The sequence below is a fragment of the Janthinobacterium sp. NKUCC08_JDC genome (assembly GCF_019345575.1).
GTDB classification, from domain to species: Bacteria; Pseudomonadota; Gammaproteobacteria; order Burkholderiales; family Burkholderiaceae_D; genus Janthinobacterium; species Janthinobacterium aestuarii.
This window is the reverse complement of sequence record NZ_JAHKQW010000016.1, coordinates 39,522-55,085: the sequence shown is the minus strand read 5'-3', so window position 1 is coordinate 55,085 and position 15,564 is coordinate 39,522. Positions and strand designations below refer to the sequence as shown.

13 protein-coding genes are annotated in these 15,564 nt (G+C 64.7%); 11 read left to right on the top strand and 2 right to left on the bottom strand.

What is annotated here, in order from left to right:
• Window position 1: 1 nt before the first annotated feature.
• Window positions 2-1,237: a Zn-dependent hydrolase gene (locus KO538_RS25680; protein WP_219330070.1), complete on the top strand. Its 1,236-nt coding sequence runs from the start codon at window positions 2-4 to the stop codon at window positions 1,235-1,237.
• Window positions 1,238-1,239: 2 nt separating this feature from the next.
• On the opposite strand, the gene KO538_RS25675 is transcribed toward KO538_RS25680, so the two are convergent.
• Together KO538_RS25675 and KO538_RS25670 are read right to left on the bottom strand one after the other, a co-directional pair.
• Window positions 1,240-2,994 (bottom strand): allantoate amidohydrolase, encoded by a 1,755-nt coding sequence (locus tag KO538_RS25675; RefSeq protein WP_219330069.1) that lies wholly within the window; start codon window positions 2,992-2,994, stop codon window positions 1,240-1,242.
• Window positions 2,995-3,066: 72 nt separating this feature from the next.
• Window positions 3,067-4,005: a LysR family transcriptional regulator gene (locus KO538_RS25670; protein ID WP_034754583.1), complete on the bottom strand. Its 939-nt coding sequence runs from the start codon at window positions 4,003-4,005 to the stop codon at window positions 3,067-3,069.
• Between the two features lie 131 nt (window positions 4,006-4,136).
• Between KO538_RS25670 and KO538_RS25665 the strand changes: the two genes are divergently transcribed.
• The 10 genes from KO538_RS25665 (at window position 4,137) to KO538_RS25620 (ending at window position 15,532) form a co-directional block, all read left to right on the top strand.
• Entirely contained in the window at window positions 4,137-5,369 is a 1,233-nt protein-coding gene (locus tag KO538_RS25665; protein ID WP_219330068.1) for a urate hydroxylase PuuD, read from the top strand.
• Complete coding sequence (locus KO538_RS25660) at window positions 5,366-6,601, top strand: M20/M25/M40 family metallo-hydrolase (protein WP_219330067.1); 1,236 nt, start codon at window positions 5,366-5,368, stop codon at window positions 6,599-6,601. Before KO538_RS25665 ends, KO538_RS25660 begins: the two co-directional genes overlap by 4 nt.
• Before the next feature lie 57 nt (window positions 6,602-6,658).
• Window positions 6,659-7,573 (top strand): LysR family transcriptional regulator, encoded by a 915-nt coding sequence (locus KO538_RS25655; RefSeq protein ID WP_219330066.1) that lies wholly within the window; start codon window positions 6,659-6,661, stop codon window positions 7,571-7,573.
• A 174-nt stretch (window positions 7,574-7,747) separates the two neighbouring features.
• The gene (locus KO538_RS25650; RefSeq protein ID WP_219330065.1) at window positions 7,748-8,419 is read left to right on the top strand and encodes a DUF4286 family protein; all 672 of its coding nucleotides are present in this window, start codon (window positions 7,748-7,750) and stop codon (window positions 8,417-8,419) included.
• Between the two features lie 108 nt (window positions 8,420-8,527).
• The gene (locus tag KO538_RS25645) at window positions 8,528-9,856 is read left to right on the top strand and encodes an MFS transporter (RefSeq protein WP_219330064.1); all 1,329 of its coding nucleotides are present in this window, start codon (window positions 8,528-8,530) and stop codon (window positions 9,854-9,856) included.
• 4 nt (window positions 9,857-9,860) lie between these two features.
• The gene (locus KO538_RS25640; RefSeq protein WP_219330063.1) at window positions 9,861-10,538 is read left to right on the top strand and encodes a DUF2848 domain-containing protein; all 678 of its coding nucleotides are present in this window, start codon (window positions 9,861-9,863) and stop codon (window positions 10,536-10,538) included.
• A gap of 4 nt (window positions 10,539-10,542) precedes the next feature.
• Window positions 10,543-11,892, top strand: coding sequence for an amidase (locus KO538_RS25635; RefSeq protein WP_219330062.1), 1,350 nt, complete (start codon window positions 10,543-10,545; stop codon window positions 11,890-11,892).
• Between the two features lie 130 nt (window positions 11,893-12,022).
• Complete coding sequence (locus KO538_RS25630; RefSeq protein WP_374106887.1) at window positions 12,023-13,315, top strand: paraquat-inducible protein A; 1,293 nt, start codon at window positions 12,023-12,025, stop codon at window positions 13,313-13,315.
• Complete coding sequence (locus KO538_RS25625; protein ID WP_072454258.1) at window positions 13,308-14,939, top strand: intermembrane transport protein PqiB; 1,632 nt, start codon at window positions 13,308-13,310, stop codon at window positions 14,937-14,939. Before KO538_RS25630 ends, KO538_RS25625 begins: the two co-directional genes overlap by 8 nt.
• A complete protein-coding gene (locus KO538_RS25620) occupies window positions 14,936-15,532 on the top strand; it encodes a membrane integrity-associated transporter subunit PqiC (RefSeq protein WP_051991539.1) in 597 nt (198 codons plus the stop codon). Before KO538_RS25625 ends, KO538_RS25620 begins: the two co-directional genes overlap by 4 nt.
• Window positions 15,533-15,564 lie beyond the last annotated feature (32 nt).

Below are 15,564 nucleotides of genomic sequence, written 5' to 3'. Positions count from 1 at the left end.
GATGGATGCATTGCGTATCAATGGCGAACGATTGTGGGCGGCCCTGATGGAGCTGGCGCAGATTGGCGCGACAGCGAAGGGCGGCGTCAAGCGCCTGGCCCTGACGGACCTGGACAAGCAGGGACGCGACCTCGTGGTGGGCTGGGGGCGCGAAGCGGGCATGAGCATCACGATTGACCAGATCGGTAATGTCTTCATGCGCCGTGACGGCGTAGATAACACCTTGCCGCCCGTGATGACGGGCAGCCATATCGACACGCAACCGACTGGCGGCAAGTTCGATGGCAACTACGGCGTGCTGGCCGGACTGGAAGTGGTGCGCACACTGAACGATCTGAAGATCAAGACGCAGGCGCCCATCGAAGTGGCCTTCTGGACCAACGAGGAAGGCTCGCGTTTCGTGCCCGTGATGATGGGTTCCGGCGTATTTTGCGGCGCCTTTTCGCTCGAAACGGCGTATGCAGCGAAAGACACGGAAGGCAAAACCGTGGGCGAGGAACTGGCGCGCATCGGATACAAGGGCGAGCAGGTGCCGGGCGACCATCCGATCGGCGCCTACTTTGAAACGCATATCGAACAGGGCCCCGTGCTGGAAGATGCCGATAAAGTCATCGGCGTCGTGCCTGCCGTGATGGGCTTGTCGTGGTACGACTGTGTGGTGACGGGCATGGAAGCGCATGCGGGTCCCACCCCCATGGGCTTGCGCAAGGATGCGCTGCAGGTGGCCACCACCATCATGCAGGAAGTGGTGGCGATTGCCAACCGCTACCCGCCGTACGGGCGCGGCACGGTGGGCATGGTGCAGGTGTTCCCGAACAGCCGCAACGTGATTCCCGGCGAAGTCAAATTCAGCATCGACCTGCGCAATGTGAACGACGAACTGCTCAACACCATGCATGGCGAAATCACGGCCTTCATCGATGCCACGCGCGACAGGACGGGCCTGGGCATTTCACTGGAAAGGGTGTCCTACTACCCGCCATGCCCATTTCACCCCGACTGCGTGGGCGCCGTGCGCAACGCCACGGAAAAACTCGGCTACTCCGTGATGGACGTGGTCTCCGGCGCCGGCCACGACGCCATCTACGCGGCCCGGCTGGCGCCGGCAGGCATGATCTTCGTGCCATGCAAGGACGGCATCAGCCACAATGAAATCGAAGACGCCAAGCCCGAGCACCTGGAAGCGGGCTGCAACGTGCTGCTGCACGCGATGCTGGAGCGGGCCGTGGCGGTATAAGCTTAGGGCTTCGGCTGGAAGCCGCGCAAAAACGCCAGCAGCGCGCCCGCCGCAATGTCGGCATCGTCGGCCGTCATGGTTTCCAGCGGGTTGTGGCTGATGCCGCCATTGCCGCAGCGGGTAAACAGCATGGCCACGTCGGTGATGGCGGCCATGGCCATGGCGTCGTGGCCGGCGCCCGACAGCAATGCGTATGGTTCGATGCCCACCGATTCCACGGCTTGCGCCAGCTGCGCCATCAGCCACGGTGCGCACGGCGCCGCACGCGCCGACAGCAGCAGTTCCAGCTGGTAGTCGATCTGGCGCCGCGCGCAGATGGCGGCGATGCCATCGAGAATATCGTCGACGGCGCTCTGGCGCACGGCATCAACGGCTGCGCGGATATCGAGCGACAGGGTGCAGGCGCCGGCGATCACGTTGACGGAGCCGTTGGGCACGTGCAGCTGGCCCACGGTGCCCACCAGCGCTTCCCCCTGGCTGCAGCGCTGTTCCACCAGCAGGATGATTTCGGCGGCAGCACTGGCCGCGTCCTTGCGCATGGTCATGGGCGTGGTGCCCGCGTGGCTGGCCACGCCGCCAAGATTGACCAGGTAGCGCGAGCTGCCGGCAATCGCCGTGACGATCCCCAGCGGCAGGTCGCGCTCGAGCAGCACGGGACCCTGTTCGATATGCACTTCCACATAGCCGAGCAAGCTGGCGGGATCGCGCGCGATGGCGCCGATGGCGCCCGCTTCGTGGCCGGCGGCGGCCAGTGCGTCGCGCATGCTCACGCCGTCCGCGTCTAACTGCTCCAGCAGCGACACGTCGAACTTGCCAGTGATGGCCGTGCTGCCCAAGAACGTGCTCTTGAAGCGTACGCCTTCTTCTTCGGCGAAGCCGACGACCTCGAAGTGAAACGGCAGCTTTTCGCCCCGTTCGTGCAGGTGGCGCACGACGGCAATCGGCAGCACGATGCCCAGCCGGCCGTCGTACTTGCCGCCATTGCGCACCGTGTCGTAGTGCGATCCTGTCATCAGGGTTTTTGCATCGGGCGTGTCGGACAGATAGCGGCCGACGACATTGCCGACGGCGTCGATGTGTACCTGCATGCCAGCCTCCCGCATCCAGTCGGCCAGCTGCGCGGCCGTTTTCTGGTGCGCCGGTGTCAGGTAGGCGCAGGTCAGGTTGTAATCGCTGTCGCTCCAGCCGGCCAGGGTTTCGGCCTGCTGCATGATGGCCGGGCCGAAGTCCAGGCGCACGTCGAACAGCTCGTTCAGGCGCAGCTCGGCGATGCGCTTGATCTGCCGCAGCGACTCGGCCAGTTCATCGGCGTGGCGGTTCTTCAGGCGGCGCGCAAACGTGGCGATGATGTCCTGGCGCGTCAAGCCTTCGCCCGTCGGGCCCTTGACGGCCAGGATGAAGGGAAAGCCGAACTTGGCGTTGTAGTCGCTGTTCAGGCGCTGCAGGGTGGAAAATTCGTCGGCGCTGCACAGGTTCAGGCCGGACTTGGCCTGTTCGCGCGTCGATTCCGCCGTCAGTTGCCCGGCAATGGCGGCCTTGCCGGCCAGCTCCGGGTGGGCGCGGATCAGCCCCAGCTGCTCTTCAGGCGAGGCTTGCGCCAGCACGCGCTGCAGTTCCGTCTTGAGTGCCGTCAGGCTGGCAAACGGCCGGGCGGCGGCCGCGCGCTGGGCGATCCAGGGCGAATGTTCGTAGATGCCGTGCAGCCGTACGATAAAGTCTGCCGGGCTGCCGGCGTTCAGGTCTGAAAGGGTGGTCATGGTTTTCCGATCATGCAAGCGGTGATGATAGCGCCCCGTTCTGCGTCCATTATATGCGCGCGCTGATAGCGGCTATCGCTGCACCAGCGCCTTGGCGGCCGCGCTGACCTGGTCGCGCAGCCATTTGTGCTCGGGCGCCTGGTGCACGCGCTGGTGCCACAGCTGGTAAAAGCGCATCGGCGGAAATTTCAGGGGCACAGTGTACGTTTTCAGCGGCAGGGTCTTTTCGTAGAAACGCATGAATTGCCGGCCCGTGGTCAGTACCAGGTCCGTCTGCGTCAGCATGTAAGGGATCAGGCCGAAATACGCCGATTCCACCACCACGTTGCGCTGCAGGTTTTGCCGTTCGAGGAAGGAATCGATCACGCCGTGGTAGCCGGGCATCATCTGCGACGGCGCCACGTGGGGCAGGCTCAGATAGTCGTCGAGGGTCATCGCGTCGCTGGCCGTGCGCCGCGCATAGGCGTTTTCCGCATGCATGGCGCAGATGATGGGGTCTTCGAACAGCTTCGAGATGTGCAGGTGCGCGGGCGGCTCGTCCCAGTTGGCGATGACCAGGTCCAGGCCCCCGTCGGATAGCTGGCGGATATGGTCGATGCCCGGCCCCAGGCTGTGCAGCACAACGCGGCTTTTCGGCGAGCCGCGGCGCAGCAGGGCCACGACGTTGGGCAGGAACTGGCTGTCCAGGTAGTCGGGTGCGGCGATATGGAAGGTGCGCGCCTCTTCCTGCGCCACGAACGGCGTCTTCTTGACGAACAGGCTCTCCGTCTGGTCGAGGATGCGCTTGGCCGGATTGAGCAGGCTTTCGCCATGCTGGGTCGGCACCATGCCGCGCGCGCCGCGCACCAGCAGCGGGTCGCCCGTCAATTCTCTAAGCTTGCGCAGGGAGGCGGAAATCGAAGGCTGCGGCTGGTTGAGCTTCAATGCCACGCGCGAGACATTCTTTTCCACCAGCAGCAGGTAAAGGATGCGGATCAGGTGCAGGTCGAGGTGTTGCGGCAGGCTGGACATGTGGCGGCGGCTCTGTTGTATATCGATTTGAATATGTCAAATATACGATATTTTTCATGTGATGGGCGGTAAATCCGTTTATCTTGTGTAGATTGGCACGAATATTGGTTCGGTCTGACTAGAGGAAATTTATGGAAGTATTTGCCTACCTGATCCCGTACGGCCTTGAGTGGCTGAACCTGATCGTCCGCTGGCTGCACGTCATCACGGGCATCGCCTGGATCGGTGCTTCCTTTTATTTCGTCTGGCTCGATAACTCGATCCGCCCACCCGCGCCCGGCTCCGAGCTGGCGAAGAAGGGCGTGTCGGGAGAATTGTGGGCCGTGCATGGCGGCGGCTTCTACAACCCGCAAAAATATCTGGTGGCGCCCGCCGAACTGCCGAAGGAGCTGCACTGGTTCAAGTGGGAAGCGTATTCCACGTGGCTGTCCGGCTTTGCGCTGCTGACGATTGCCTATTATTTCAATGCCCAGGCCATGATGATCGACAAGGCCGTGGCGGACATCTCCAGCGGCCAGGCCGTCGGCATCGGCATCGCCACCCTCGTCATCGGCTGGACCGTCTATGACTTGCTGTGCCGCTCGAAGCTGGCGCAATATGAACTGTGGTTCGGCGTGACGGTGTTCGCGCTGATCGTCGGCGCCGCCTATGTGCTCACGCATTTGCTCAGCGGGCGCGCCGCCTACATTCACGTGGGCGCCATGATCGGCACCACCATGGTGGCCAATGTGCTGATGCTGATCATTCCCGGCCAGCGCAAGATGGTCGAGGCCATGGCGGCCGGCAAGCTGCCCGACCCGAAGCACGGCTTGAAGGCCAAGCAGCGCAGCGTGCATAACAATTATTTTACGTTGCCCGTGCTGTTCATCATGATCAGCAACCATTACGCGATGACCTACCGGAACGACCACGCGTGGCTGGTGCTGGCGCTGATCATGGCGGCCGGCGTCTTCATCCGCCACTTCTTCAATCTGCGCCACAAGGGGCGTGTCGAGTGGCGTTATCCGGCTCTCGGCGTGGCGTTGCTGCTGGCTGTTGCCGTCGCCATCGCACCGAAGGCGCCAGCACCGGTAGCTGCCGTGGCCGCGGTGGACCCGGCCGCGCAGTTCAAGGCCGTGCATGCCATCATCGCCCAGCGCTGCGCCACCTGCCATTCGGCCCAGCCCACGCAGCCCGGCTTCGCCACGGCGCCGGCCGGCATGATGCTCGATAATGAAACGGAAATACGCCAGCACGCGGCGCAAATCTACAAGCAGGCCATCGAGCTGAAAGCCATGCCGATCGGGAACCTGACCAATATGACGGAGGCCGAGCGCAGCGAGCTTGGCGCCTGGCTGCAACAGACCATGCAAGGAGCAAAATGACTACGCACGCAGAAAAAATCACGGCCTGGATCGACGACCACTTCGACGAGGAAGTCGCATTTTTACAGAAGGTGGTGCAGCAGCCGACGGATACGCCGCCCGGCAATAACGCGCCCCATGCGGACCTGGTGGCGCAGCTGCTGCAGGCGTATGGCTGGAACGCGGAAAAGCACGCCGTGCCGGCGGACCAGGTCGAGGCGTATGGCATGCAGAGCATCACCAACCTGATCGTGCGCCGCCCCTATGCGGCGGGCGGTCCGACCGTGGCCCTGAATGCGCATGGCGACGTGGTGCCGCCCGGCGACAACTGGACGTATCCGCCGTACGGCGGGCAGATCGACGGCGGCTATATGTATGGCCGCGCGACGGCCGTGTCGAAAGGCGATTTCGCCACCTATGTGTTTGCCGCGCGCGCGCTCGAAGCCCTGGGCATTCCCTTGAAGGGCCAGCTGGAACTGCATTTTACGTACGACGAGGAATTCGGTGGCTTGCTGGGGCCGGGCTGGCTGCTGGAACAGCAGCTGACGAAGCCCGATTTCGTCATCGCCGCCGGTTTCAGCTACGGCATCGTCACGGCGCACAACGCCTGCCTGCAGCTGGAAATCACCGTGCACGGCAAGTCGGGCCACGGCTCGATGCCGGAGACGGGGCACGACGCGCTGCAGGCGGCCAACAAGATCCTCAATGCCATCTATGGCCAGCTGCCGGAGCTGAAAAAGATCAAGTCCAAAGTGGCCGGCATCGACTCGCCCACCATGCTCGTGGGCCGCATCGATGGCGGCACGAATACCAATGTGGTGCCAGGCAAGGTCGTCATGAAGATGGACCGCCGCATGATTCCCGAAGAAGACCCGGTGGCGGTGGAGGCGCAGGTGCGCGCGCTGATCGAGGACGCCGTGCGCGGCGAGCCTGGCATCCGCCTCGAGATCCGTCGCCTGCTGCTGTCGCACGCGCTGCGGCCCTTGCCCGGTTCCGAACAGCTGGTCGGCAGCCTGCAGAAAAACGCGCAAGCGATTCTGGGCGAGACCATTCCCGCCGTCGGCACGCCCCTGTATGCGGATGCGCGCCTGTATGGCGAGCGTGGCATTCCTGCCGTGCTGTATGGCGCCGGCCCGCGCACGGTGCCAGAGTCGAACGCGAAGAAGGCCGACGAGCGCCTGGCGCTCGACGATTTGCGCAAGGCGAGCAAGATCGTGGCCCTGACCCTGCTCGACTTCCTGGGCGAGAAATAGGGCGGGTGCTTTGGCTTACAATGGGGCGGACACTCAACCTGTGAAGAAGAGCCCCCATTGAATACCCGTTTTCTCGAAGCGTTTGTCTGGGCTGCGCGGCTGGGCAGCTTTCGCACGGCGGCCGACAAGCTGCACATCACGCAGGCGGCCATCTCGAACCGCATCGCGTCGCTGGAGCAGGATTTCGGCACGCGTTTGTTCGACCGCGACGCGCGTGAAATCCGCCTGACCTTTGCCGGGCGCAATCTGCTCGTGTACGCCGAACGCATGCTGGAACTGTGCCGCGACATGTATGCGGCCAATTCCTCGCCCGCGCTGATCACGGGCGAGGTGCGCATCGGCGTCATCGAAACCATCGTGCATACTTGGCTGATCCCGTTCCTGCAGCGCGTGCAGGAGCGCTATCCGGGCATCGAGATTCAGCTGACGTCGGAATCGACGCGGCGCCTGCACGAACAGCTGCAGCAGGGCGAACTCGATATCGCGCTGCAGACGGACATGCTGACGGGCGACCATATCCGCAGCACGGGCAGCGGCGCCATCGCCATGGGCTGGGCCGGCAGGGCCGCCGACTGGCCCGACACGGGCAAGCCATATACGGTGGCGCAACTGGCGCAGCATCCGATCATCACCATGAACCGGGGCTCGCAGCCGCATTCCGCTTTAAAGGCGCTGTGCCAGGACGAGGGCGTGCAGCTGGGACGGGTCCATTGCGTCAGCTCGATCTCCGCCATCGTGCGCCTGGTCAAAGCGGGCTTCGGTATCGCCGTGCTGCCGCTGGCGCCCCTGCGCGAGGAAATCGAACAGGGCCACATCGCCCTGATTCCCTGCACCAGCAGCCTGGCGCCGCAGCGCATCGTCATCAGTTACAGCGAAGACATCACCACGGAAGCGATCCAGCTGGTGGCCATGCTGGCGTGCGAAGAGGCGGCCCGGTTTAGCGTGGGACTCGCGGAGGAGTACGGTGCTTGACGCTGTGGCGTAGGTCGGATTAGCGCCCAAGCGCGTAATCCGACAACATTGTTGGCCTTATCCCCACCCACAAGAAAAACTTATCAGTCGCGTTCAGAATAACCCGTTTGCCAAGTGATGGCGTGCCACCTATTCTGGGTTGGCACACCACCCATAACGCAGAACGGAACCATCATGACGACGTCCCCCACCTTGCCAGGCATGCTGTTTGTCTGGACCAGCGCCGACCCCGAACACGAACGCGATTTCAACCGCTGGTACGACCGCGAACACGTGGAAGAGCGCGTGCGTATTCCCGGCTTCGTCAGCGGCACGCGCTATCAGAGCGTGCGCGGCCCGCGCAAATACCTGGGCCTGTACCGCACCGTATCGCTGGGCGCCTTCCAGACGCCCGACTACTTCAAGGCTTTCGGCCAGCAGACGCCATGGTCGCTGACAAATCTGCAGCGTATGGTCGATCCGATGCGCAGGGTTTGCGCCATCGAGGCGGAAACGGGCATGGGCACGGGCGCCTGGCTGGCCGTGCTGCGCCTGGGCGCGCCCGCCATCGGCCAGGATGCGCAAGCCGTGGACGCCATGGCCGCGCTGGGAACGAAGCTGCTGCAGATCGACGGCGTCATCGCCACGCGTCTGCTGACACCGGACGCGAATCTGTCCGGCCCTCTGCCGGCGGAACGGACGGAGGGCCGCGTGCTCGACCCGATTTTCCTGATCGACGCGTCGTCCGAAAGCGCCGCCATGGCGGCCGCCAATGCCGCCAGCGCGGCGCTGGGACTCGATGCGGAACAGGCGGCCATCCTGCAGTTGTCCTGGCAACTGCGCGAGGCGGACCTGCGCGCTGCCTGACACGGCCGCGCGCATCTTGCCGGCACCGATAACACGAGACACGGGCCACGGCGCAGGGCAAAGCATCCTGCGCCGGGCCTGCAATAAAACTGACGAGAGAGGTAGGCTATGACCACATATACGAACGCTGCGCATCCGGCAGCCCAGGCACCGGGCGAGAAGGCCACGACGGCCAAGACGGGCCGCCTGGCCACGGCCAGCATGGTCGGCACGACCCTGGAATGGTATGACTTCACCGTCTACAACACCATGGCCGCGCTGATCTTCAATCACCTGTTCTTTCCCTCGTTCGACCCGCTGACGGGCACCATCCTGGCCTTTTCCACGTATGCGGTCGGCTATATCTCGCGCCCCATCGGGGGCGTGATCTTCGGCCATCTGGGCGACAAGCTGGGGCGCCGCTGGGTGCTGGTGGTGACCCTGATGCTGATGGGCGTGACGACGGGCCTGATGGGCCTCTTGCCGACGTACGCGACGGCCGGCATCTGGAGCCCCATCCTGCTGGTGGCACTGCGTTTCGTGCAAGGCATTGCGCTCGGTGGCGAATGGGCGGGCGCCGTGCTGATCTCCGTCGAACACGGCGCGCCGGACAAGCGGGGACGCAACGCCTCGTGGACGCAGGTGGGGCCATCGTTCGGCACCTTGCTGGCGACCGGCTGCATCGGCTTGATCACGTACCTGCTGCCGCATGAAGCATTCATGGACTGGGGCTGGCGCATGCCGTTCATCGCCAGTCTCCTGCTGGTGGCGTTCGGCATGTGGATACGCAGCGGCATCGAGGAAACCCCGCTGTTCAAGGAACTCGACCAGCAGGATGCGAAGGCGGAAGCGCCGATCGGCGACGTGTTGCGCGTGTACTGGCGCCGTCTGCTGATCGCCGGCGGCGTACGTATCGGCTCGGACGTGCTGTATGCGCTGGTGGTGGTGTTCACCCTGACGTATGTGACCACGGTGCTGCACCTGTCGTCGACCCTGGCGCTGACGGCCATCATGGTCGGCACGGCCTGCAATGCGCTGGCGGTGCCCGTGTTTGGCGCGGTGTCGGACAAGATTGGCCGCCGCCCCGTGTATGCGCTGGGCGCCATCCTGGGCCTCGTGTGGGCGTTTGCCTTCTTCACCTTGTTAGACACGGCCAGCCCGGCCGCCATCGTCACGGCCGTCGTCGTGGGCCTGGTCATCCACGCCATCATGTACGGCCCGCAAGCGGCCTTCGTCATCGAGCAGTTCCCCACCAAGGTGCGCTATGCGGGTTCCTCGCTGGCCTACACCCTGGCCGGTGTCATCGGCGGCGGTTTCGCCCCGCTCGTCATCGCCAGTCTGTACCGTTCGTACAACAGCACCGTGGCCGTCTCGCTGTACGTGGCGGCGGCCTTGCTGATCACCGGCGCCGCCGTCTTTGCGGCGCGCGAAACGGGCCGCGGCCCTCTTGAGGAATAACATCATGACGACATTGCGTTTTCAACTGGCCGGCCACGGCCCCGTCACCTTCGATATCGACCGCCTGATCATTGCCGGCTGGACGGGCCGCGACATGGCGATGGTGGAACACCATATCGCCGAACTGGAAGCCATCGGCGTGGCGCGCCCGAAAAGCGTGCCCACGTTTTACCGCGTCTCGGCGGCATTGCTCTCGAGCGACGCCGCCATCGAAGTGCCGGGCGGCGATTCCTCGGGCGAAGCGGAATTCGTGCTGTTTTCCACGGAATACGGCCTGCTGGTGGGTATCGGTTCCGACCATACGGACCGCAAGGTGGAAAGCTATGGCGTGACGGTGTCGAAGCAGATGTGCGGCAAGCCCGTGAGCGACACCTTGTGGCGCTATGCCGATGTGGCCGGCCACTGGGACCAGCTGCAGATGCGTTCCTGGCGCGAGCGTGCCGGCGTACCGGCCCTGTACCAGGACGGTCCCGTGACACGCATGCTGTCGCCGGAAGACCTGATTCAGCGCTACACGGGGCAGGCGACTCTGCCCGTGGGCAGCGCCATGTTTTGCGGCACGCAACCGATCATCGGCGAGATGGGCCATGGCGACGCGTTCGCGCTGGAGCTGTATGATCCAGCCTTGCAGCGCCGCCTGCAGCACCGCTATGCCGTACAAACCCTGCCCGTGGAAGGATAGAACAATGACCAAGACCATCCGAGAACTGGCCGCCGACCTGGCCGCCGGCCGCATCACCAGCGTGGCGCTGACAGAGCAGATGCTGGCGCGCGCCGAGGCGCACCGGGCGCAGGGCGGCCATGCGTATGTCAGCCTTGATGGCGAACAGGCGCTGATGGAGGCGCGGGCCAGCGATGCGGCGCGCGCCGCCGGCATCGTTGCCTCGCCGCTGGCCGGCGTGCCCATCTCGATCAAGGACCTGTTCGACGTCAAGGGGCAAACCAGCAGCGCCGCCTCGCTGGCGCTGGCTGATGCACCGCCTGCCGAGGCAGACGCGGGCGCCGTGGCGCGCCTGCGCGCGGCCGGCGCCGTCCTGCTGGGCCGCACCAATATGAGCGAATTCGCGTTTTCCGGCCTGGGCTTGAATCCCCATTACGGCACGCCGCGCAATCCGCACGATCGTGAACGTGTGGCGGGCGGTTCCACCTCGGGCGGCGCCGTGACAGTGGCGCTGGACATGGCGGCCGGCGCGCTGGGCACAGACACGGGCGGCTCGATCCGCATCCCGTCCGCTTTTTGCGGCTTGACCGGTTTCAAGCCGACGGCCGCTTCCGTGCCGCTGGCCGGTACGGTGCCCCTGTCGCGTTCCCTCGATTCGGCCGGCCCCATCGCCCACAGCGTCGACTGCTGCGCCATTCTGTATGCGGCGCTGTCGGGCCATGACATCGGCGCGCAGGCGCCGGCATTGAAAGGCTTGCGCTTCGGGTTTACCCTGAACTACGTCGGCACGCACGTGGAGCCGCAGGTGCAGCAGGCTTTCGACGCGGCGCTGGACAAGCTGCGGCAAGCGGGCGCCTTCGTGGAGCAGTTCGATTTCCCCGAATTGCTGGAACTGCCGGGTATCAACGGCGGCGGCGGGCTGGTGGCGGCGGAAGCCTGGCACTGGCACAGGGAGCTGCTGGAAGAGAAGGGCGCGCAGTACGACCAGCGCGTGGCGGCGCGCATCCGCCGCGGCCAGCAGCAGGGTGCAGCGGACTACATCGATTTACTCGATGCGCGCGCGCGCCTGATCGCCATCGCGGAGCAGCGCCTGGCGCCATACGACGCCTGGCTGATGCCCAGCGTAGCCATCGTCGCGCCGCAGGTCGCGCCATTGGAATCGGATGACGCCACCTTCTTTGCCACGAATGGCCTCGTGCTGCGCAACGCCAGCGTGATCAACTTCCTCGACGGCTGCGCGCTGTCCTTGCCGTGCCATGCGGACGGCGAACTGCCCGTGGGGCTGGGCATTTGCGGCCTGGCCGGCGCGGACGATCAAGTGCTGCAAATCGGCCGCGCCGTGGAGGCGCTGCTGCGGGGGCGTGGAAAAGAATAGTGCCGTAGTGCAGGAAAATGCCAACTATGTAATATGATGGCTGGCATTGACATGGGATAGTCGCGCTTCGGGCGCTGGCAAACTTCACACTGTGCACCGATACGACCTGATTAGCTGTCATGACTGCGGCGTGCTGTACCGCAAACGTCCGCTGCGTCCCCGCGAAAAGGCGCGCTGCATCCGTTGCCGCTCGGTGCTGTACCGGGGCGCCCATGCGCGCGGCGCATCGGCCGAATTGACCAAGGTGGTGGCGCTGACCCTGGGCGCCGCATTCGTCTTCCTGATCGCCCAGTTTTTCCCCATCGTCGAACTCGACGTCAATGGCCTCACGTCCAGTGCCACCTTGCTCGGTTCCATCCGCGTGCTGTGGTCCGAGCAGATGCACATCGTGGCGGCGATGGTCTTCCTGTTTACCATCCTCTTTCCCGCCATTGAACTCGGTTCCCTGCTGTATGTGGCGCTGGGCTTGCGCGGCGGCGTCAAGGTGCCGGGCTTTAACCGCGTGCTGCGCGCCGTGCAGACAGCGCGTGAATGGGGCATGACGGAGGTGCTGATGATCGGCATCCTGATCACCGTCGTCAAGATGACCAGCCTGGCCACGGTGCTGCCGCAACCGGGGCTGTTCGCGTTTGGCGCGCTGACCCTGATGCTGGCCATCGTCGTCTCGTTCGACCCCAAGGCCCTGTGGAACCTGGGCGACGACCTGACCCGCCAGGCGCTGCCCGGCATCCGCTACAAGGCTTTCGCGCCGGACGAGAAGGTGCTGCCCTGCCATGCCTGCGGCCTGGTGGCGCCGCCTCTGGGCAAGGGCAGGCACCTGGCGTGCGTGCGCTGCGGCACGGCCCTGCATGTGCGCAAACCGGACAGCATCAACCGCACCTGGGCCTTGCTGATCGCCGCCATGATCCTCTACATTCCCGCCAACCTGCTGCCCGTGATGGTGACGCAATCGCTGTTCGGCGCGCAGGACGACACCATCATGAGCGGCGTGGTGCTGTTCTGGACCAGCGGCTCGAAGGGCCTGGCCATCATCATTTTCATCGCCAGCGTGGTCGTGCCGATGCTGAAACTGGGCGTGCTGGCGCTGCTGGCGTTCACGGCGCAGCGGCGTTCGCGCTGGCGGCCGCGCCAGCGCACCATTTTGTACCGCATGGTCGAATTCATCGGCCGCTGGTCCATGCTCGACATCTTTGTCGTCACCCTGACGGTGGCGCTGGTGCGCTTCAAGTCGCTGGCCGTGATCACGGCCGGACCCGGCGCGCTGGCCTTTGGCGCCGTGGTGGTGCTGACCATGCTGGCGGCGATGCAGTTCGACCCGCGCCTGATATGGGACCCCGTCGATGACAAGGCGGCCGAGGATGAAAAACGCAGCAGTGCGGCAAATACCGGAAACAATATAGTGATTGGAGAACAGCATGGCTGACAAAGAAACGGGCGACCTTGCCGAAACCGGCGCGCGGCCTCTGCCCGAACCCGATGTGGACCCGGCCAGCCGCTGGCTGCCGTCGCTGGTGTGGCTCATTCCGCTGCTGGCCGCGCTGATCGGCGCCGGCCTGGCCGCCAAGTCCATCCTCGACCAGGGACCCACGGTGACGGTCAGCTTCAAGAGCGCCGAAGGCCTGGAGCCGGGCAAGACCAAGGTCAAGTACAAGGATGTCGATATCGGCCAGGTGCGCGCCATCACCCTGGGCGACGACTTGAGCAAGGTGCTGGTGACGATCGACATGAGCAAGGAAGCGCGCCGCTTCGCCACCGCCGATTCGCGTTTCTGGGTGGTGCGCCCGCAGATCGGTGCCAGCGGCGTGACAGGGCTGGGCACCTTGCTGTCGGGCGCCTACATCGGCGTCGACACGGGCAAGTCGGAAGCCAAAAAGGAGAACTTCATCGGCATGGAGAGCCCGCCCGCCGTGGCGGGAGACCAGAAGGGCAAGCTGTACACGCTGCATGCGGACAGCCTCGGCTCCGTCGACGTGGGTTCGCCCCTGTTCTTCCACCGCCTGCGCGTGGGCAAGGTGGTCAGCTTCGCGCTGGACAAGGATGGCAACGGCATCACCATGTCGGTTTTCGTCAATGCGCCGTACGACCAGTTTGTCGGCAAGGATGCGCGCTGGTGGCATGCCAGCGGCGTCGACGTGCGCCTCGATTCGAACGGTTTTAAACTGAATACGCAATCGCTGGCCGCCATGCTGGTGGGCGGTATCGCCTTCGAGGCGGAAAATGGCCGCAAACCCGTCGAACCGGCGCCGGCCGGCACCAACTACCGCCTGGCGGCCGACGAGGCCAGCGCCATGCGCGAGCCCGATGGTGAGGCGATCACCACCGTGTTCTATTTCGACCAGTCCCTGCGCGGCTTGCAGCCTGGCGCCACGGTGGACTTCCGCGGCATCGTGCTGGGCGAGGTGCGTTCGGTGGGTATCGAATTCGACCCTGTGAAGAAGAACTTCCGCATGCCCGTCACCGTCAACCTGTACCCGGCCCGCCTGGGCATGCGCTTCAAGGCCGCCGTCGACGATGAGGAAGGCTCGGCCGGCCACCAGCTGCTCGAACGCATGGTCAGCCGGGGTTTGCGCGCCCAGCTACGCACGGGCAACCTGCTGACCAGCCAGCTGTACATCGCGCTCGACTTCTTCCCGAAAGCGCCGAAGGTGGCGCTCGATCCGAACAAATACCCGCTGGAAGTGCCGACCGTGCCGAATACCCTCGATGAATTGCAGACGCAGATTGCCAGCATCGCCCGCAAGCTCGATCAGGTGCCGTACGCGGAGATCGGCAATAACCTGAACGCCACCATCAAGCAGGCCAATACCCTGTTCAAGCAGCTCGATGGCCAGGTGGTGCCGGAAATGCGCGACACCCTGACGGCGGCGAAACAGACTTTTGGTTCGGCCGAACAGGTGCTGCAAAAGGATTCGCCGCTGCAGTCGGACGTGCGCCAGGCCTTGCAGCAATTGACGCAAACCCTGCAATCGCTCAATGCCCTGTCGGATTACCTGGAACGTCATCCCGAGTCCCTGATCCGCGGTAAAAAAGGAGATGAAAAAAAATGATGAAACCGATTTTTTCCGCACTGCTGGCGGCCAGCCTGCTGGGCGCCTGCTCCACGCCCCAGCCCGAACATTTCTATACGCTGAGCGGCGGCGCCGACGCGCAGCCGGCCAAGCCCGTCAAATACTATGTCGAGGTGCTGGCCGTCAGCGTGCCGCAACAGGTGAGCCGCAACCAGTTTGTTGTGACGGCGCCGTCGGGCCGCATCGAATTGCTGGAGCAGCAGCGCTGGGCGGGGCCGCTGGCCGGCGAGATTGGCCAGGCCCTGTCGACGGCCGTGACGAACGACCTGGGCGCCATCGACGTGTTCCGCACGCCATACCCGGACAAGCTGCCCGTGTACCGCATCAGCACCAATGTGCAGCGTTTCGAGTCCGTGATGGGACAGTATGCGCTGATCGACGCTGTGTGGAGCGTGCGTCAGCTGGCCAGCAACAAGGTGGTCACCTGCCGCACGGTCGCCAATGAAAAAGTGGGCGCCGGCTACGATGAATTGGTGCTCGGTCACCGCCGCGCCGTGAACCGCATCGCCGCCGATACGGCAAGTGTCGTGCGCGCTTTTGACAGCGGAAACGCCGCCTGCCCGGCCGCCTGAGCCGCTTTCCGCTACCCAGTCCCGGCGGCCGC